Source organism: Microbacterium sp. GXF6406 (genome assembly GCF_054798215.1).
Genome location: NZ_JBSJZH010000002.1, coordinates 39442 through 57265 on the forward strand (window position 1 = coordinate 39442; position 17824 = coordinate 57265).

Sequence of the window (17824 nt, forward strand, 5' to 3'; positions counted from 1 at the left end):
GCATCGCGCACTGTTCGAGGGCTTTGTCGGATGCTGCGGATAGCCTTGCTGCATGGCAACCCGCAAACCCGCTCCCCCTGCTTTCGCGTGCACGGAATGCGGGTGGACGACGTCGAAGTGGGTCGGCCGCTGCGGTGAATGCCAGCAGTGGGGAACCGTGCAGGAGCAGGCCGCGAAGACCGGCATCCTGCGTCAGATCTCTCCCCTGACTCCGGGCGCCGATCGTGCGGCCCGCCCCATCACCCAGATCACCACGGCGGAGACGCCGCGGCGCACGAGCGGGGTCGCCGAGTTCGACCGGGTACTGGGCGGCGGCATCGTTCCGGGGGCCGCGATCCTGCTCAGCGGTGAGCCCGGCGTCGGCAAGTCGACGCTGCTTCTCGAGGTGGCCGCCCAGGCCGCACGCGGCGGGCGGCGCGTGCTCTACGCGAGCGCCGAGGAGTCCCAGGCCCAGGTGCGTCTGCGCGCCGAGCGCACCGGTGCTCTGCACGATGAGCTGTACCTCGCGAGCGAGACCGATCTGGCGACGATCCTGGGGCACATCGACGAGGTGCAGCCGGGCCTGGTGATCGTCGATTCGGTGCAGACCGTGGCATCCTCTCTCTCAGACGGCGCGGCCGGCCAGCCGAGCCAGGTGCGCGAGGTCGCGGCGACGCTGATCCGCGTCGCCAAGGAGCGGCATCTGCCCGTGATCATCGTGGGGCATGTCACGAAGGACGGCCAGGTCGCCGGCCCCCGTGTGCTCGAGCACCTCGTCGACGTGGTGTGCCATTTCGAGGGCGACCGGCAGACGGCACTGCGCTTCATCCGTGCATTGAAGAACCGGTTCGGTCCGACGGATGAGGTCGGATGCTTCGAGATGACCGGCGACGGGATCGCCGAGGTCCCCGACCCGTCGGGGCTGTTCCTCGGCCAGGGCTCGACGGAGCCCGGAACATGTGTCGCGATCGCGATGGAGGGCCGTCGCGCCCTCCCCGTCGAGGTGCAGGCGCTGACGGTCGAGACCGCGGCGCCGAATCCGCGGCGCGTCGTCTCGGGGCTCGACTCGGCTCGCGTGGCGATGGTGCTGGCGATCCTCGAGAAGCGCGGCCGCGTGCCCACCAGCAAGCTCGACGTCTATGTGTCGACGGTGGGCGGCGTGCGCTTCACCGAGCCGGCGGCCGATCTCGCGATCGCGATCGCCGTCGCCGGGTCGATCCAACAGTTCTCCGTCCCGCGCACGATCGCCGCGGTGGGCGAGCTGAGCCTGGCCGGGGAGGTGCGCGCCGTCACGCAGGCGGCGCAGCGCCGGTCCGAAGCCGCACGCCTCGGCTACGAGCAGGTCATCGATGAGCGCTCGGCGTCGTTGAAGGCCGCGCTCGACGATGTGCGCTCACGCAGCCGCTCCGCGCATCCCGCCCCGAAGCGGCGCAAGCCCGAGATCGACGACGTCCCGCCGTTCTGACCCGGAGCCGGCGTCAGGCGCCGAGCGCCGCGAGCAGGTCGTCCGGCGCGGCCTGCATGGGGTGCGGGCCGGCGATGTCGAGGAAGACCGTCGTGATCTCCTCACGGTGCTTGGTGAGGAACTGCTCCAGCCACTCCGGCGAATAGACGCCCACCCCGGAGGGCAGATTCTCGGGCTTGTTGCGCGCGTCGCTGAAGAGCAGCAGCGCCACCTGCTGAGTATTCGGGTCACGGAAGGTCCAGACCTCCCCGCCGTCGAGCGGGTTGTCACGCACTCCGGCCCGCAGCAGCGGCACCACCGTGTTGCCGTTTCGCAGCGCCAGGGCGACGGCTGCCATGTCCTGCTTCTCGAGCGCGAGGGCGAGGGCCTCCGAGCGGAATTCCTCGGGACGGGGCTTCTTGCCCGTCGATTTCGACTTCTTCGCTGCCATTCATCCAGCTTAGAGAAGAAAAAGGGGCCCTCTCGAGCATCCATTGGGGACTGGGTGACTCGAAAGGGCCCGCGACTCTCGCACGGTGAATGTCGAAGCGCTGGGGACGCTGAGTACGACGCCACTGGGGATGGCTTGCACCGGAATATACCGAGAGTGGGTTCTATGGTATCCCAAAGAGAGCGCCACTCATGACGAGATCTGATATCTCGCGCGATCAGTAGAGGAGAATCTGACGCGTACGGGCGGCGTCGAAGCCTCCGATCGAGACGGCGACGTGGTACGAGGCTCCCCCTGCGGGGGCGCGCGAGCGGTTCTCCTGATCGCAGGTCCCGACATCCGAGCGCGTGCGATCCCACTCGACGGGAGTCGCGCTCGAGACGGACTGTCCTGCGGTGAGCGTGACGACCATGCTGCTCGGGTTCTCCTGGCAGTCGGTCGAACGCCACCAGACATCCTCGCCACTCGTCACCGTGAACGACTGCGTCGCAGACCCGACGTCGATCGTGCAGTCGGCAGCGCCCGTGTTCGTCAGTCGGATCGACAGCTGCGGCAGGGCGCCGGCTTCATAGCTCTCGGCATCGGTCACAGCCTCGACAGTGATGCTCCCCGCCTGGCAGGGCGCTGCCCCCTGCGTCTCGGTGGGGCTGGGCTCGGCCGATGGACTCTCCGTCTGCGTCGTGGTCTCGCTCGCCGATGGCGAAGGCGCAGGGCCGGCGTCCGATCCGGCGTCCTTCCAGGGCTGGGCGACCAGCGCCCAGATCCCCGCGCCGATGATCGCGATCACGACGAGCACCGCGGTGAAGAAAACGATCCGACGCCGACGATAGACCGCCGAACTCGGCTGCCTCTGGGCCATCACAGGTTCTTCAGCATCCGCGTGTTGCCGAGGGTGTTCGGCTTCACATGCGCGAGGTCGAGGAACTCGGCAACGCCCTCATCACGGCTGCGCAGCAGCTGCGAGTAGACGTCCGGAGCAACGATCTGCTCACCGATGGGCGCGAACCCGCGACGCGCGAAGAAGTCCGTCTCGAAGGTGAGGCAGAACAGTCGGGAGAGCCCGAGATCCTGTGCACGGACTTCGAGGGCCTCGACGATCGCGCGTCCGACGCCGTGCCGCAGCCAGTCGTCACGGACGATCAACGTGCGGATCTCACCGAGGTCCTCCCACATGACATGCAGGGCGCCGCATCCGATGAGTTCGCCGTCTTTCTCGGCGACCACGAATTCCTGCACCGCGCCGTAGAGCACCGCGAGATCCTTGCCGAGCAGGATTCGTCGCTCGACCAGCGGCTCCAGCAGGTGGTGGATGCCGAGGACGTCGGCGCTGCGCGCCGGGCGGACGATGTAGTCGCTCACCCTTCAACCCTAGAACCGACAGCCTGAGAAACGGCGCATTCATTTAGTTGCTTGAGGCAATCAAGCGGGTAGACTGGCCTCCGTGGAAAGCTTCCGCGAAGCATCCGAATCGGCCCTGCTCGCCGCCCTGACGCACCTCATGGCGCGCTGGTCGTCCACCACCGTGCAGGAGTCCGTCGCGACTGCCGCCCATGTCCGGATCGACAGCGCCGATATCCCGGCGCTCTACATGCTCGGCCTCGAGGGACCCTCGCGATCGAGCGCACTGGCGGCCGCCCTGCACCTGACGCGGCCGACCATGAGCAAACAGCTCGCCCGACTCGAACGAGCACGGCTCATCGAGCGACGCACGGATCCGACCGACCGACGAGCATCCGTCATCCATCTCTCCCCCGCCGGCGAATCCGCGCACCAGCGCCTCGTCGCCGAGGGCGTCGCCATGCTCCACGCCGCCACCGCCGCTTGGAACGACACCGAGACCGCCCGCTTCACCGATCAGCTCACCCGGCTGGTCGCCGAGCTCAGCGGGCCCACCCGAGCCGCCGGAGACGAACCCGCCTCCGGCCCCATACGGCCGCACCCCCGGTCGTGAAACGGAGGAACACCATGACACGCACCTATGTCGTGACCGGATCCGCATCCGGCATCGGCGCCACCACCGGGCAGCTGCTGCGCGACCGCGGCGCGCGCGTGATCGGCATCGATCTGCGAAACGCCGAGGTCGAGGCCGATCTGTCGATGCCGCAGGGCCGCATCGACGCCGCAGCGAAGGCGATCGACATCGCCGGCGGCACGATCGACGCCGTCATCGCCTGCGCCGGAATCTCGGCGCCGATCGCGAAGACGATATCCGTCAACTACTTCGGCGTCACGGAACTGCTCGAGAACCTGCGCCCGGCGCTGGCCAAGTCGGATGCTCCGCGCGCTGCCGTCGTGTCGTCGATGGCGTCGCTGCAGCAGAATTCCGCCGAGATGGTCGAGGCCGCCCTCGCCGGCGAGGAGGCGACCGCTCTGCAGATCGCCGAGCAGTACGCCGCCGCCGGCGGCATGGCCGGCTACATCGTCTACCCCTCCTCCAAGCGCGCCCTGTCGCGCTGGGTGCGCCGCCAGTCGATCACTCCCGAGTGGGCGGGCGCCGGCATCCCGCTGAACGCCGTCGCTCCCGGCACCGTGCTCACCCCGATGACCCAGGAGCTCCTCTCCACCGAGGAGAACCGCACAATGGTCGACGACAACGTGCCGATGCCGCTGAACTACCACCAGCCGCCCGAGTCGATCGCGAACCTGCTGATCTGGCTGACCAGTGTCGAGAACACGCACCTCGCCGGCCAGGTCATCTACGACGATGGCGGCGCGGACGCCTCGCTGCGCGGCGACGACATCTGGTCCTGGAACGACTGAGACCCCACGAGAACGACGAATGGGCGGATGCCGAAGCATCCGCCCATTCGTCGTATCGGGTTACTCGCCCGAGGCCGCGAGGTCCGGCGTGGCGGAGATCGCCGGCGTCGTGTTGACGCCGACCGCGACCTTCTCACCGCGGGCCTTCATCGCGAACGTGAACTTGCCCTCGGCGACGTCGACCGTGATGTGGTCGCCGCTGTTGAGCTCGCCGTGCAGGATCTTCTCGGACAGGTGGTCCTCGATCTCGCGCTGCATGGCGCGGCGCAGCGGGCGGGCGCCGAGGGCCGGGTCGAAGCCGACCTCGATGAGACGCTCCTTGGCGTCCTGCGTGAGCTCGACGGTCATGTCGCGGTCGAGCAGACGGTCGCCGAGGCGCTTCACGAACAGGTCGACGATCTGGATGAGCTCCTTCTTCGCCAGCTGCGGGAAGACGATGACGTCGTCGACACGGTTGAGGAACTCGGGCTTGAAGTGGCGCTTGAGCTCTTCGTCGACCTTGCCCTTCATCCGCTCGTAGCTGGTCTGCGCGTTGCCCTCGATCTGGAAGCCCACGGGGCCACCGGCGATCGCCGAGGATCCGAGGTTGGTCGTCATGATGATGACCGTGTTCTTGAAGTCGACGATGCGTCCCTGACCGTCGGTCAGGCGTCCTTCTTCGAGGATCTGCAGCAGCGAGTTGAAGATGTCGGGGTGGGCCTTCTCGATCTCGTCGAACAGCACGACGGAGAACGGCTTGCGGCGCACCTTCTCGGTGAGCTGGCCGCCCTCTTCGAATCCGACGAATCCGGGAGGGGCTCCGAACAGGCGCGAGACGGTGTGCTTCTCACCGAACTCGCTCATGTCGAGCGAGATGAGCGCGTCTTCATCGTCGAACAGGAACTCGGCGAGGGCCTTGGCGAGCTCGGTCTTTCCGACGCCGGTGGGGCCGGCGAAGATGAACGAGCCCGAGGGGCGCTTCGGATCCTTGAGGCCGGCGCGCTGGCGGCGGATCGTGCGGGAGAGCGCCGCGACGGCCTCTTCCTGCCCGATCACGCGCTGGTGCAGCGCCTTCTCCATGAAGACGAGGCGCGAGGACTCCTCTTCGGTGAGCTTGAAGACGGGGATGCCGGTGGACTGCGCGAGCACCTCGGCGATCAGGCCCTCGTCGACGACGGCGGCCGTGGCCACGTCACCGGCGCGCCACTGCTTCTCGAGGCGCAGGCGCTCGGCGAGGAGGCTCTTCTCCTCGTCGCGCAGCGATGCGGCCTTCTCGAAGTCCTGCTCCTCGGATGCTTGTTCCTTCTGCTCGCGGACGGCGGCGATCTTCTCGTCGAATTCGCGCAGCTCGGGCGGGCTGGAGAGGATGCTCAGGCGCAGGCGCGCACCGGCCTCGTCGATCAGGTCGATGGCCTTGTCGGGCAGGAACCGGTCGGAGACGTAGCGGTCGGCGAGGTTCGCCGCGGCGACGATGGCGCCGTCGGTGATCTGCACCTTGTGGTGCGCCTCGTAGCGGTCGCGCAGGCCCTTCAGGATGTTGATGGCGTGCGGGAGCGTGGGCTCGTTGACCTGCACCGGCTGGAAGCGGCGCTCGAGCGCAGCATCCTTCTCGAAGTGCTTGCGGTACTCGTCGAGCGTCGTGGCACCGATCGTCTGCAGCTCACCGCGGGCGAGCAAGGGCTTGAGGATGCTGGCCGCGTCGATCGCGCCTTCGGCGGCGCCCGCACCCACGAGGGTGTGGATCTCGTCGATGAAGACGATGATGTCGCCGCGGGTGCGGATCTCCTTGGTGACCTTCTTCAGGCGCTCTTCGAAGTCTCCGCGGTAGCGAGAGCCCGCGATGAGCGATCCGAGGTCGAGCGAGTAGAGCTGCTTGTCCTTGAGGGTCTCGGGCACGTCGCCCTTGACGATCGCCTGGGCGAGGCCCTCGACGACGGCGGTCTTGCCGACGCCGGGCTCGCCGATGAGGACGGGGTTGTTCTTGGAGCGGCGCGAGAGGATCTGCATGACCCGCTCGGCCTCCTTCTCACGGCCGATGACCGGGTCGAGCTTGTTGTCGCGCGCGGCCTGGGTGAGGTTGCGGCCGAACTGGTCGAGCACGGCGGAGCCGCCCTGCGTGCCGGCCGGGGAGTCGTTGGTCTGCGCGCCGACGGCGGCGGGCTCGCGGCCCGGAGCGCCCGAGAGCAGCTGGATGACCTGCTGGCGCACCTTGTTCAGGTCGGCGCCGAGCTTGACGAGAACCTGGGCGGCGACGCCCTCGCCCTCGCGGATGAGACCGAGCAGGATGTGCTCGGTTCCGATGTAGTTGTGGCCGAGCTGCAGCGCTTCGCGCAGGCTCAGCTCGAGCACCTTCTTGGCGCGCGGCGTGAAGGGGATGTGGCCGGTCGGCTGCTGCTGACCCTGGCCGATGATGTCCTGCACCTGCTCGCGCACGGCGTCGAGCGAGATGCCGAGGCTCTCGAGGGCCTTGGCGGCGACGCCCTCGCCCTCGTGGATGAGACCGAGCAGGATGTGCTCGGTTCCGATGTAGTTGTGGTTGAGCATCTTCGCCTCTTCTTGGGCGAGGACGACCACTCGACGGGCTCGGTCCGTGAATCTCTCGAACATGCTGTGACTCCTTATTCGCAGGTCCCCGCGTACACGAGGGTCCAAGCGGCGATACATCGAGAGTAACGACCGCGCGGGGCGGGTATGCCCGTGTTCGCCGTGGGCATACCCACCGGCATCCGGCCCGCGAAACGGCGAAGAGGTTGACGACCTTATCGAGAGTCGTTATGTTAACGAACATCGATAACAACGATTATCGATAAAGATGGAGGAACGGATGCTGGAACTCGTCTCATTCGTGGCGGCGCTCGCCGTCGGGCTGCTCGCCGCAGTCACGACGACGGCGGTGCTGCTGCGCCGCGCACCGAAAGAGGTGCCGGGCGTTCATCGTTCCGACCGCTTCGGTACGGCCTTCGTCGCCGGCGGCGCTGTTCTCGTCGGCATCCTCTCCCTCGCCTCCGGCATCGGAACGGTGATCTCGGCGCTCACTCCGGGCCCCACCACCATCACCGGCATGGAGCGCAATGAGCCCGCTCCCGACGAAGCACTCGAGGCTTTCCCCCGCATCGACGAGGCCGTCTCGCGTTACGTCGACGTGACGATGACGGATGCCCCGGCATCCGTCATCGGCTGGCAGCTCACCGCCGACTTGCTGCCGATCCTGCTCACGGTCATCGTCTCGGCCGCGGCTCTCTGGCTCGCCATCGGGATGCTGCAGGGACGCCCCTTCGCGAAGAGATTCCCGGTCGCGCTCGTTATCGTGGCCGGCGCCGTCATGGTCTGCGGCGTCTTCTCCCAGCTGGCCGCCGCAATCGCCCGCGCCGAGGCGAACATGTTCATCGACCAAGCGGCAGACATGCCCTTCGCGCTGTTCTCCGTGCAGGTCGACCCCGCCCCGTTCGGCTGGGCGCTCGCCATCGGTCTCGTCGCCGGAGCCTTCCAGATCGGCACCCGCATGCAGCACGACACGAAGGGACTCGTCTGATGGGAATGAAAGACGCGCGCGCACAGGCTCGCCGCGACCGCGAAGATCTCCTGACCGGCATCGGAGTCGGCGCTCTGGCCGTCGGGTACGTCCTCTACCGCGGCATCGGCGGCATCGCCGAGATGTTCTCCAACCCGGGAGCCGTGACGGTGCGGGTTCCGCTTCCCGACCAGCAGATCACCGCGAGCATCGGAGACGGGGCGCCGGCCATCGTCTCTTCGGGAACCGTCATCGCCCCGGGCGTCAGTGTCGTGGCGATCGTGTTCCTCGTGATGGCGACGGTGGCCGGAATGCTGGGTCTCATCCTCGCGGCCGTCACCGGGGTGATCGTCTGCCGCCGACTGCTTCAGGGCATCGTGTTCGACGTCGTCAACACGCGCCTGCTTTTCACCCTGTCGATCGCCTTGCTCGTCGCCGGTCTCGGCGAGGCGTTCTTCCGAAATATGGGTCTCAACGGCGTCTTCGCGGCTCTCGGCGGAGACTTCGACGGGTCTCCGGGGCTGATCCTCGAGGCGGTGCCGCTGTTCATCGCTGCGATCGCCGTCGGCGTGGTCGTCATCCCGTTCCGCCGCGGAACGGCCCTGCAGCGCGAAACGGAAGGTCTCGTCTGATGGGGAGCCTCTTCAATGCGGGCGCGTCAACGGTCGTCCTGCTCATCATCATCGCGATCGCAGCATTCGTCTGGCGGCTCGGTCGGGGCGTGATCCGCGACCGAACCCATGTCATCCGGGTGACGGGCCGATTGGCGTGGGCAGCGACGGCAGTGCTCGCACTGTCGGCAGTGATCGGATTGATCGTCGACCTCACCGTCCCGTCGGTCACGATGAGCGTTCCGTTCATGAACGCCTGGCCTCTCCCCCTCCCCGGGGTGGAGGCTCAGACGGATGCCACGATCGATTCGACCAGCGTTGCGCATGTCACCGCCGCCTTGAGCGGGCTCGCGATGCGAACACGCCTGCTCTGGGCGATCGGGCAGTTCTTGACAGCCTTGCTGCCCGCGGTGATCGCACTTCTTGTGGCCTTCGCCTGCCACCGACTGAACACGGATGCCCCGTTCTCCGCGGTGCTGATCCGCACGACCACGGCAGCAGCATCCTCGGTGCTCGGCCTCGGATTCACCGGACCGGTGCTTCGCGGCATCGCTGGATCGATGGCGTCGTACGAGGCTTTCGGTATCAGCACCGCCTCCTGGGAGGACGCTCCTCGAGAAACATCCATCAGCGATGTGCTCCCCGAGCCGACGGTCCTCGTTCCTTTCGACGGCTGGCCGATCGGCGTCGCCATCGCACTGTTCGTCTTCGCCGCACTTCTGCGCGCAGGCCAGCGCCTGCAGCGCGAAACGGAAGGTCTCGTCTGATGTCCACCACCCGACCCGCTCTCGGACGCGGTGCGCTGCGCGCGCTGATCGTCGCAGCATCCCTCACGATCGCCATCGCCGCAGGCCTCGCGATCTGGTTCGTGGAGTGGACGTTCACACGGCCATTCGCGTTCAGCGTCGACTACGCCGCCCCGGACTTTCCCGCCATCGCGATGCCGGGAGACACGCAGCAGTTCTGGGGAGACGTCGCGATCGAGTCGGATGCTCCGCTGACGGCGGCCCGCATTCTCAGCGCCATCGCCACCGCCCTTCCCTTCCTCGTCTACATCGCCGCAGCGATCGGCGTGATCGTGCTCGCCCTGCGGATGAGCACCGCACGCCCCTTCGGGCCCGCCGGACGCGTCGCACTGGCGTCCGTGGCGGTGATGAGCCTCGTGACGGCCGTCATCCGGCCGCTCTTCGAGACCCTGGCGGTCGCGGAGGCCACCGCAGCGCTCCGGCTCCCGACCAGCGGTGACGATGTGACGGACCCCATGCGCGACCCCTGGGTCGTTCCCGCCGGCTTCGACCTGCTGCAGGATATGGGCTGGCCGTACCTGGGGATCGCCGTCGTGCTCGCGCTCGTCGCCGTGCTCTGGTCGCGGGCCGAACGGATGCAGAACGACACGGAGGGACTCGTCTGATGATCTCGTACACCGGACCGCTCTGGCCGACACTCGGCTGGATTCTGGGGACGCTCGCGGCGATCGCCGCGCTCATCGCCGTCGTGATCCTCGCCCGCCGGCGCCGCCGCCCCGGCGAATCAGCCGCGCTGAACGCGGCGATGAGCATCTCTGGAATGTGGATCTCGCTGTCCGCACTCGGACTCGTCGTCCTCATCGTGAAGGTCTTCACCGCTGGGTTCGCAGAGCTCTCCGGACAGACCAACGTCTGGCTCCCCTGGCCGGACGATCTCCCGTGCTCGGACGGCGAAGTCGCGTCAGCGCCTTCACTGGGCTGCAGCGGCACCGGGCTCAGTGATTTCACGGTCTACAACGCCCCGCTGTCGATGCGATTCGCCGCTGCGTTGCCCACCCTCGTGGGCCTCGTCTATACGCTGATCCCCGCACTGATGGTCGCGGTCATCTGCTGGCAGACCCTTCGGGGCGCGGCCTTCACGCACATCGTCCCCCGCACGCTCTTCTGGGGCGCCGGCGCGGTCGCCGTCGTCGGCGTGGCATCCGATCTCGTCGGCGGCATCACGGCGACGACGGCACTGCGCCAGGTCTTCCCGCCCGAGAGCGAGTGGTATCCGCAGTCGTACGTCCTGACGGTGTCCTGGGCGCCGTTCCTCATCGCGCTGGCGCTGGCTGCGCTTGCGGCGGTCTTCCGCCAGGGCATGGTGCTGCAGGCGGAGAATGAACGGCTCGCGCGCGACACGGAGGGACTCGTATGACTCCCCCGAACGACGATGAGCCCACCGGCATCCACTGTCGTCTCGATGAGCTGCTCGCGGAGCGCGGGATGACGCTGACCGAGCTGAGCGCCCGGGTCGGGGTGAGCATCGTCAATCTGTCGGTGCTGAAGAACGACCGGGCGCGGGCCATCCGCTACACGACCCTGCGCGCGATCTGCGACGCCCTGGAGTGCGAGGTCGGCGAGCTGCTCGTTCTCGCCGACTCCTGAGCACGGTGCACTAACCGGCGAGCTCGACCGCCTCCCGCAGCGCGTCCAGCGCCATCGGCCAGGGCAGACGCTCCTGCTCGAGACGAACGCCGCCCTCCGCGGCGATCCGATCGAGCGCAGCCTGCTCCTGCGCGGTGAGCGTCGGCAGCATCCGCGTGGCCACACCGTTCGGGTCCGGCACCCAGAGATCCCGATACGCGAGGAGCGCGTCCTCCCCCATGAGAACGCTGACGGCATCCACACCGTGCGATCGCAGTCGGTGCAGGATCGCGAAGCCGTCGGCGTCGAGGTCTCCCCAGTACACGACCCGCGCCGCCAACGCCCACGGCAACCGGCTCAGGGGAACCGCATACCCACCGCCATGAACCGCGACGACGCCCGGCCAGTCGGGCAGGGCGAGCACCGATTCGAGGTTCTCGCAGACGATGACCGCGCGCGGCTGGAACGTCAGCATCGCGAGTTCGTCGACCGGCGCACTGACATCGGTGAGCCCGCCGGGGCGCAGCGCGGGGTCGAGGATGCGGACCCGCAAGGTCGCCGGCGACGGAACCAGGCCGAGGTCCTGCTCGCCGCTGATCGAAGCGAACAGTGATTCGACCAGCGCCCGGTGCGCACCGAGCCACTTGGTATGCATGCCCGGGATCGGCACCTGGCGCAGACGGTACCCCGAGGCAGGATGCAGCAGCAGCCAGCCGAGCACATCGAGCAGGAGCCCGAAATCGGTATCCGCCAGTCGGGAGATCGCTCCCCCGCGGCGCTGGAGCATCGCGACGAACTCCTCGCCGTCGCCGAATCTCCCGCGCAGCGTCGCTGCACGATCGCGAAGCCGCACCCAGTCGCGGTGCACATCGCGTCCCGCGAATCGTGCGATGACATCGGCCGTCTGCAGCACCAGACGCTCGGGAAGCTCCTGACGGCCGGCGCTGGGCCAGTTCCGCAGCACGCGTTCCACGTGCACGCCGTCGCCGTCCGCGCTCCGCCACGCGTCCGCCCAGTCGCTCGCCGCCCGTGGGTCGGCGAGCACCGCAGCCTCCGTCGGCGGCTTCAACGGGATGCTGAGCACGGCGTTATCGCTGTCGGCACGCGCTGCCCATTCCCGGCTGTCGCGCGCGACGACCTTCGCTGCCTTTGCGCGCGCCTCAGCGAGACCGACCGGCATCAGCCCACCTCCTCGAACGGCACGTTGGACAGCAGCGACTGCCTGCGTGTCGGGTTCGACACCGAGGTGACCGCACCGACGTAGCTCTCGATCGTCTGCAGAAGCTTCTGCGGCGTAGCGAGGATCATGTGGAACCCGAACTCGCGGAAGACGTCCATGGCCATGCGCGTGTACTGGCTGTCGGCCTTGTCGAACGCCTCGTCCAGCACGATCGTGCCGTAGCCCGGGATGTCCTGATCGTCGTCGGTCAGCTGGTAGCGCAGCGCGGCCGCCAAGCAGAAAATTACGAGCTTCTGGCGCTGGCCTCCCGACAGGCCGGCACTCGAGTCGTGCACGCTGAGCACTCGCCCCGCCCGGTCGACCTCCTGCGCCTGGAACGCGACGTGCTCGCGCGTATCGAGGCAGCGCTGACGCCACGCCTGTTCGGCTCGATCGCCGTTCTCCGCCGCCTCGAGCCGGTCCATGATGCGCTTCAGCGCGGCGAACCTCTGTTCGGCGCGCAGGTCGTTCTGATCCAGCGAGCCGTCGACGATGCTCTTCAGCTCGGTCATGAAGTCGGCGGCGTCGGGCGAGCGCTTCGTCCGCACCCGGATCCTCAGGAACCGGTCAGCATCGAATAGCGACCGTCCCAGCGATGCGTTCACCGGCTCGATGCGCTCCTCGATCTGCTTCGGCGCATCGCGGATCTCGCTGAGCAGGTGACCGATCAGATCCCGCGACTTCTCTCGCAGCAACCGGCGGAAGTTCTCCTCGTGCGTGGGGAGGCCTCTGGTCCGGATGCCTTCCAGCAACGCGCGGTATCCCGCGCGGTCCTCGACGTCCGAGGTGAGGTTCGCCGCTGCCGCCTTCCACTCGCGCTGGAAGTCGTCCACCAACCGGCTGAACGACCGCATCGACCGCGACCGCGCCTCGTCGGCCTGCTGCGCCGCGGTAGAGAGCGCCTTGGAGACCTTCAGACCGATCTCGCCGATGTTCGATGTGTCGATGCGCCTCTGCACCGACCGGTAGCGGGCGTCGAGCAGGGCGGCGTCCGCCTCCGAAACGGAGACACCGTCGAGCCGTCCGACCAGCATCGCGATGAGAGCATGGGATGCTTCCAGCGCATCCTTCGCGATAGCCCGGGCGGCGTTCGCCACATCCGCCGCCTGACCCGCGTCCTTCCGTCGCTGCTCGGCCTCCTCGACCGCGAGCGACGCTTGTTCGAGATCGCCGCTGCGCGCGCTGAGACGCGCGAGCTCCGCCTCGCGAACCACGACCGTGGCCTGCGCCGCCGTCGCGTCGAACTCGCCCCAGGTATGGCCGAGCACGCGCTCGAGCAGCGCGCGCCTAGCCGACTCGGCACGGTCCGTCGCCAGCACCTCGTCGCGTTCTGCGCTTACCCTGTCGAGCACGCGCTGCGCGTCAGCACGGAGCACCAGCAGGTGGTCGATCTTCGCCTGGTTGTCGGATCCGAGGACCCAATGCTCCCTGGCATCGATCGCGAAACGATCGTTCTTCTCGTAGCGACGGGCGGATGTCTTGATCTGACCGCCGATGGTCACGCCGCGTTCGACGTCGTCGAGGTCGTCCGGACCGGCGACGCAGGAGAGGTCGAACGACTCGGAGAGCCGCGACTGCATCCAGGTCTGGAACGGCCCCTCGGCGACGCGGATGCGGTGCAGCAACGAGTCGCGCGCCCTCGCCGGCCGCGGCGCGGCGGCGTCCGTCGGCACCGATTCGATAACCAGACGGGTGCCCAGCGAGCGCTTCTCGATGAGGCGGCGCACACGGACGAGGTCGACGTCGCGCACCAGAAGCGCGGATGAGAGCGGACGCAGCACCCGCTCGATCGCACCGGTCCACTTCTCGTATTCGGGGATCACGTCGAGCAGCTCGCCACCGAAGGGAAGATCCTTCTCGCTGACACCGAGCTCGCCGGCCAACCACTCCCGTACCGCGAGCAGGCGCGGTTCGAGGTTACTGCGGCGCCTCTTCAACGACTCCAACCGCTCGTCGAGCTCCTCCAGCCGACGGCGCGCCACAGCGTGCCGCTCGTGCACGGAATGCGTGTCCGCGGCGTCCCGTTCCGCGGCGAGGTGCGCGCGGGCGGACTCCTGCAGGGCGGCGAACTCCGCAGCGTCCGTCGGGAGGTTCTCGATTCCTGCCGCGCGCAGTTCGGCGGCGAAGCGATCCATGTGTTCCCGGATGCGGGCGACCTCTCGACGCGCGTCGTCGATGCCGCGGCGCACGAGGCCGGCGTCGACACCGCCGAGCTGCGCTTCGCGCATGCGCGCCTCGCTGAGCACCCGGTCGGTCTCCTCGCGTGCGGCGTCCGCAGCGGTCGCGCGTTCCTGCGCCCTCGCGAGCTCGGCCGTCTGGTCCTCACGCTGAGCCTGCGCCAATCGCAGGTGCAACTGGTTCTGGAACGGCTCCTGGAGGTCTATGAGGTGCTGCAGTTCGGCCACCGCCTGCGACTGGCGCTCGTACTCCTCGGTCGCGGCCTCGATGCGTTCGAGGTGCTCTGCCTGGCGGCGCAGCTCGACCACGTGCTCATGCGCGGCGTTGAGCTCGCGGAACTGCTCCGTGGCGTTGCGAGCCTGGTCGAACGTGCGGGGGCGGTCGAGCATGAACGCCCGGAACAGCGTGTCGAGATTGCCGAGGTTCTTCGCCGACTGCGTCTTGTGCAGCAGGTGCAGGGCGTTGTCGCTGCCGATCCCGAAGATGCGCCGCATCCGGGTGAAGAACCCGCCGTGGCTGCCCGTCGACACGACGCCGTCGGGCAATGCGACCTTGAGCCGGCGCGCTTCGATGCCCTTGGCGACGAACGGGGCGAGCTCGGTGAGCGCGACCTCGGTGCGCAGCAGGACGAAGGCGTCCTTGAGGTCGGCTCGCGCGGTGGAAGTGCCCGGCATATGGAACAGCCGCACGAGAGTCACCGGCGCATCGTTCTCGTTCTCGAAGCGGAGCAGGACGCCACTCCACGTCGCCCGGGGACGCAGATAGGTGCTGACGGCACGATCCTCGAGCTCGTCCGCCTCCTTCTTCCACGCGCCGCGCACGTAGCTGACGAGCCCTCGGTCATCGGCTCGCGATGATGCATCCTGAGCGGCCGCGTTGAAGCGCAACCACTTCTCGGGGGTGAGCACAGCGGCGATCGCGTCGAGCAACGAGGATTTGCCCGATCCAGATGCACCCGTGATCAGGTGCCCCTTGCGCGACACCTCGATGCGGTGGGCGCCGTCGAAGGTGCCCCAGTTGACCACCTCGATGCGTGCGAGGCGCCACTGTCCGCGGTGCAGGTCGTCCGTCTCCGTCTGCTCGAGTGCGAGATCAAGCAACGTCATCCTCGACCTCCTCGTCCGCTGCGGCCGTGTCCGGTGCGGAGGATGCGCCGCCTTCCCCGGATCGGATCCGCTCGTACTCGGCGGCGATGGTGCGCACCTGGTCGGCGTCGACGAGCATCCTCAGCACCGGTGAGATCTCCACGCGCTCGTCCGAGAGCGCATGCACCACCCGGAGCTTGTTGCGCATCTTCAGCCACGACGCGTTGAGCCGCTTGGCGAAGTCGGTCTCATCACGGTCCGCTGTCCGCAGCGGCGCGAGCTGCTCGAAGACATCGTCCCGCCCCACGATCACGCGCCCGTCCTGCTCGCCGCTGAGCAGCATCTGCCGCAGCACGAGCAGCATCGCCGTGTCGATGAAGGTCAGCTGTTCGGATCGGACAGCGACCGGAGCATCCTGTTCGCCGGTGACGGCGTTACGCACGAAGGCGAACCCGGCGTCGCGGTCGAGGACCAGGTCGAGGAACAGCTCATGCAACCGGGAGCGGATGCGGGACTCGTCGGCGAGCAACGCCGACCAGGGCCCCGTCGCGCGCTGGGCGGAGAGGTACGGCCCCTGGATGAGCTTGAGCAGGGCGCGGCGCGCATCGATGCTCAGCGCTCCGGTGTCGCCCGGCCAGATCGCGGCTTCCGCCGACTGCTCCTCCGGCACCGCGCTCTCCTGTCTCTCATCCTTCTCTGTCACAGCACCCTCCCGGTGAATCGGTAGCCCGGGATCCGCGCGGCCCTGGCCACGGCATCCGCCCCAACCCATGCGACGCGCTCCGCCTCGCTCTCGGTGCCCTGGGCGGCTCCGAGAGCGAGGAGCCCGACAATGCTGGCGACGCCCTGCGTCGCAGGGAAGCGCTCCAGCACCTCGGCGATGGTGACGGCCTCGACATCCGCCAGCACCGCGTTGATGTTCCCGGTGAGCTCGTCGAAGTCGATCTCGGTCTCGCGCGCCAATGCACGCAGTTCTTCGATGCTCACTTCCGCGGCCTCGTGCGTCACCACGGTCTCCGGGGCATCGTATGCAGCAGGGTCGTGCAGCCGCAGCGCGCCGGCACTGCGCATCGGCACGGCGGACAGCGAGAGACTCACACCGGTGGGCTTGTACGGCTTGATCAGCGTGCTCGCCGCATGGCCGGCCGCGAGCGCATCGCGCAGCTCCCGGCGCAGCACACGATCGCGCTCGTACTCCTGCGACTGCACGTAGCGTCGCAGACCACGGGCGAAAGTCGTGATGACATCATGGATCTCGCCGCTGCGCTCCTTCAACACTCTGAGCAGCCTGCGCAGGAAGCGCCGCTCGGCGGGGGTCAGGGCGTTCGTGAAGTCGCGGTCGAGCACGCGGCGGATGTCGTCTTCGAACTCCTGGCCGCGCTCCGGGTCGAGCACAAGCCCCGCGAACCCGGTGAAGCTGCGCCCGGCGTCGGACTCGTCGATCATGTTCACGCCGCGGAAGATGTCGTCGAGCACTGCACGCTGCGCGGCATCCGACTCGAGCACGCGGGCACGCAGGTCGCGGTTCAGGTTCTCGAACTCGGAGCGAACCCGTGCGAAGTCGCTGGGGATGTCCTCTGCCATGGCGAGGACATCCCGCACGCGCTCAACGGCGCGGTCCTGATCGAGCGGGGGCGCCTCTCCACGGTTGATCGCCTCGATCTCGGCGTCGATCTGCGCACGCTGCTCCTCGAGGCGGGCGATGCGCGTGCGGGCATCCGGATCGGAGTCGACGGCGAGTCGATGCAATTGAGCGGCGATGCTCGCCAGTCGCGACTCGGTCGCGGACTGCCGCGGCTGCGCGAGCTGATCGAGGAAGCGGGTGGCGGACAGAGCCTCGGGCGAGAGCTCGAAGGTCTCGCCCCGGCTCGTCTCGGCAGGGCGACGCACGAGATATCCGGCCGTGCGCCACTGCGCACAGTAGGCCTTCCCCGTGCCCGACACCTCGAACCCGTGCGCGCGTAGCTCGTCGAGGTCGGCGTCGATGCGCTCGTAGAGGTCTTCGCTCTCGATGCGCCGCTCCTCCCCGCCGAGGTGGGCGGCGAGGACCGCGACCATGATCGGCGCGCTGTCGGCGCGCAGCATCCGCCACGCGACGTGCTCATCGAGCAGTCGTGTCAGCGCATGCGCCTGCGACAGTGCGGTCATCTCTCTCCTCGTCGGGGGACACGGCCATCTTGATGCATGCCACGGACATTCGATGACGATGAACCGCGGCACGGGGAGTCGCTCAGC

At 68.2% G+C, this 17824-nt stretch carries 17 protein-coding genes; 9 read left to right on the forward strand and 8 right to left on the reverse strand.

Features of this window, described 5'->3' with window-relative positions; all coding sequences use genetic code 11:
- The first annotated feature begins 52 nt into the window (after positions 1–52).
- Positions 53–1444 carry a DNA repair protein RadA gene (gene radA, locus ACWAUG_RS01780; protein WP_460800783.1) on the forward strand — a complete coding sequence of 464 codons (1392 nt, stop codon included), beginning with the start codon at positions 53–55 and terminating at the stop codon, positions 1442–1444.
- Positions 1445–1457: 13 nt separating this feature from the next.
- Here the strand turns inward: radA and ACWAUG_RS01785 are convergent, their stop codons facing one another.
- The 3 genes from ACWAUG_RS01785 to ACWAUG_RS01795 all read right to left on the reverse strand — a co-directional run bounded on the left by ACWAUG_RS01785 (position 1458) and on the right by ACWAUG_RS01795 (position 3233).
- Positions 1458–1874, reverse strand: a complete 417-nt coding sequence (locus ACWAUG_RS01785; RefSeq protein ID WP_460800784.1) for a dehydrogenase — start codon at positions 1872–1874, stop codon at positions 1458–1460.
- 217 nt (positions 1875–2091) lie between these two features.
- Positions 2092–2733 (reverse strand): hypothetical protein, encoded by a 642-nt coding sequence (locus ACWAUG_RS01790; protein ID WP_460800786.1) that lies wholly within the window; start codon positions 2731–2733, stop codon positions 2092–2094.
- Positions 2733–3233 (reverse strand): amino-acid N-acetyltransferase, encoded by a 501-nt coding sequence (locus ACWAUG_RS01795; protein WP_298040946.1) that lies wholly within the window; start codon positions 3231–3233, stop codon positions 2733–2735. The genes ACWAUG_RS01790 and ACWAUG_RS01795 overlap by 1 nt, the downstream gene beginning before the upstream one ends.
- A gap of 82 nt (positions 3234–3315) precedes the next feature.
- Between ACWAUG_RS01795 and ACWAUG_RS01800 the strand changes: the two genes are divergently transcribed.
- Positions 3316–3825, forward strand: coding sequence for a MarR family winged helix-turn-helix transcriptional regulator (locus tag ACWAUG_RS01800; RefSeq protein ID WP_460800787.1), 510 nt, complete (start codon positions 3316–3318; stop codon positions 3823–3825).
- A 14-nt stretch (positions 3826–3839) separates the two neighbouring features.
- The gene (locus ACWAUG_RS01805) at positions 3840–4634 is read left to right on the forward strand and encodes an SDR family oxidoreductase (RefSeq protein ID WP_460800789.1); all 795 of its coding nucleotides are present in this window, start codon (positions 3840–3842) and stop codon (positions 4632–4634) included.
- Between the two features lie 60 nt (positions 4635–4694).
- Here ACWAUG_RS01805 and ACWAUG_RS01810 read toward each other — a convergent pair whose 3' ends face one another.
- Complete coding sequence (locus ACWAUG_RS01810; RefSeq protein WP_460800791.1) at positions 4695–7220, reverse strand: ATP-dependent Clp protease ATP-binding subunit; 2526 nt, start codon at positions 7218–7220, stop codon at positions 4695–4697.
- Between the two features lie 217 nt (positions 7221–7437).
- Here ACWAUG_RS01810 and ACWAUG_RS01815 point away from each other — a divergent pair, with 217 nt between their 5' ends.
- From ACWAUG_RS01815 to ACWAUG_RS01840, 6 genes are read left to right on the forward strand one after another with little or no spacing between them, the layout of a single operon-like run.
- A complete protein-coding gene (locus ACWAUG_RS01815; RefSeq protein WP_460800792.1) occupies positions 7438–8145 on the forward strand; it encodes a hypothetical protein in 708 nt (235 codons plus the stop codon).
- Entirely contained in the window at positions 8145–8756 is a 612-nt protein-coding gene (locus ACWAUG_RS01820; RefSeq protein WP_460800794.1) for a hypothetical protein, read from the forward strand. Before ACWAUG_RS01815 ends, ACWAUG_RS01820 begins: the two co-directional genes overlap by 1 nt.
- Entirely contained in the window at positions 8756–9502 is a 747-nt protein-coding gene (locus ACWAUG_RS01825; protein WP_460800795.1) for a hypothetical protein, read from the forward strand. The genes ACWAUG_RS01820 and ACWAUG_RS01825 overlap by 1 nt, the downstream gene beginning before the upstream one ends.
- Positions 9502–10146 (forward strand): hypothetical protein, encoded by a 645-nt coding sequence (locus tag ACWAUG_RS01830; protein ID WP_460800797.1) that lies wholly within the window; start codon positions 9502–9504, stop codon positions 10144–10146. Before ACWAUG_RS01825 ends, ACWAUG_RS01830 begins: the two co-directional genes overlap by 1 nt.
- The gene (locus ACWAUG_RS01835) at positions 10146–10898 is read left to right on the forward strand and encodes a hypothetical protein (RefSeq protein ID WP_460800799.1); all 753 of its coding nucleotides are present in this window, start codon (positions 10146–10148) and stop codon (positions 10896–10898) included. Before ACWAUG_RS01830 ends, ACWAUG_RS01835 begins: the two co-directional genes overlap by 1 nt.
- A complete protein-coding gene (locus ACWAUG_RS01840; RefSeq protein ID WP_460800801.1) occupies positions 10895–11128 on the forward strand; it encodes a helix-turn-helix domain-containing protein in 234 nt (77 codons plus the stop codon). Before ACWAUG_RS01835 ends, ACWAUG_RS01840 begins: the two co-directional genes overlap by 4 nt.
- Before the next feature lie 10 nt (positions 11129–11138).
- On the opposite strand, the gene ACWAUG_RS01845 is transcribed toward ACWAUG_RS01840, so the two are convergent.
- Genes ACWAUG_RS01845 through ACWAUG_RS01860 form a run of 4 tightly spaced genes read right to left on the reverse strand, consistent with a single transcriptional unit; the run spans position 11139 to position 17737 of the window.
- Positions 11139–12287 (reverse strand): Wadjet anti-phage system protein JetD domain-containing protein, encoded by a 1149-nt coding sequence (locus ACWAUG_RS01845; RefSeq protein ID WP_460800802.1) that lies wholly within the window; start codon positions 12285–12287, stop codon positions 11139–11141.
- Entirely contained in the window at positions 12287–15610 is a 3324-nt protein-coding gene (locus ACWAUG_RS01850) for an ATP-binding protein (protein ID WP_460800804.1), read from the reverse strand. The genes ACWAUG_RS01845 and ACWAUG_RS01850 overlap by 1 nt, the downstream gene beginning before the upstream one ends.
- Complete coding sequence (locus ACWAUG_RS01855) at positions 15597–16292, reverse strand: DUF4194 domain-containing protein (protein WP_460800805.1); 696 nt, start codon at positions 16290–16292, stop codon at positions 15597–15599. The genes ACWAUG_RS01850 and ACWAUG_RS01855 overlap by 14 nt, the downstream gene beginning before the upstream one ends.
- Positions 16289–17737 (reverse strand): DUF3375 domain-containing protein, encoded by a 1449-nt coding sequence (locus tag ACWAUG_RS01860; RefSeq protein ID WP_460800807.1) that lies wholly within the window; start codon positions 17735–17737, stop codon positions 16289–16291. Before ACWAUG_RS01860 ends, ACWAUG_RS01855 begins: the two co-directional genes overlap by 4 nt.
- Between the last annotated feature and the right edge of the window lie 87 nt (positions 17738–17824).

What these genes read in the sequence shown, in the direction of transcription:
- ACWAUG_RS01845 (WP_460800802.1), bottom strand. Translation starts at nt 12,287, where the DNA reads ATGCCGGTCGGTCTCGCTGAGGCGCGCGCAAAGGCAGCGAAGGTCGTC.
- radA (WP_460800783.1), top strand. Translation starts at nt 53, where the DNA reads ATGGCAACCCGCAAACCCGCTCCCCCTGCTTTCGCGTGCACGGAATGC.
- ACWAUG_RS01840 (WP_460800801.1), top strand. Translation starts at nt 10,895, where the DNA reads ATGACTCCCCCGAACGACGATGAGCCCACCGGCATCCACTGTCGTCTC.
- ACWAUG_RS01825 (WP_460800795.1), top strand. Translation starts at nt 8,756, where the DNA reads ATGGGGAGCCTCTTCAATGCGGGCGCGTCAACGGTCGTCCTGCTCATC.
- ACWAUG_RS01820 (WP_460800794.1), top strand. Translation starts at nt 8,145, where the DNA reads ATGGGAATGAAAGACGCGCGCGCACAGGCTCGCCGCGACCGCGAAGAT.
- ACWAUG_RS01790 (WP_460800786.1), bottom strand. Translation starts at nt 2,733, where the DNA reads ATGGCCCAGAGGCAGCCGAGTTCGGCGGTCTATCGTCGGCGTCGGATC.
- ACWAUG_RS01830 (WP_460800797.1), top strand. Translation starts at nt 9,502, where the DNA reads ATGTCCACCACCCGACCCGCTCTCGGACGCGGTGCGCTGCGCGCGCTG.
- ACWAUG_RS01860 (WP_460800807.1), bottom strand. Translation starts at nt 17,737, where the DNA reads ATGACCGCACTGTCGCAGGCGCATGCGCTGACACGACTGCTCGATGAG.
- ACWAUG_RS01835 (WP_460800799.1), top strand. Translation starts at nt 10,146, where the DNA reads ATGATCTCGTACACCGGACCGCTCTGGCCGACACTCGGCTGGATTCTG.
- ACWAUG_RS01850 (WP_460800804.1), bottom strand. Translation starts at nt 15,610, where the DNA reads ATGACGTTGCTTGATCTCGCACTCGAGCAGACGGAGACGGACGACCTG.
- ACWAUG_RS01810 (WP_460800791.1), bottom strand. Translation starts at nt 7,220, where the DNA reads ATGTTCGAGAGATTCACGGACCGAGCCCGTCGAGTGGTCGTCCTCGCC.
- ACWAUG_RS01815 (WP_460800792.1), top strand. Translation starts at nt 7,438, where the DNA reads ATGCTGGAACTCGTCTCATTCGTGGCGGCGCTCGCCGTCGGGCTGCTC.
- ACWAUG_RS01785 (WP_460800784.1), bottom strand. Translation starts at nt 1,874, where the DNA reads ATGGCAGCGAAGAAGTCGAAATCGACGGGCAAGAAGCCCCGTCCCGAG.
- ACWAUG_RS01805 (WP_460800789.1), top strand. Translation starts at nt 3,840, where the DNA reads ATGACACGCACCTATGTCGTGACCGGATCCGCATCCGGCATCGGCGCC.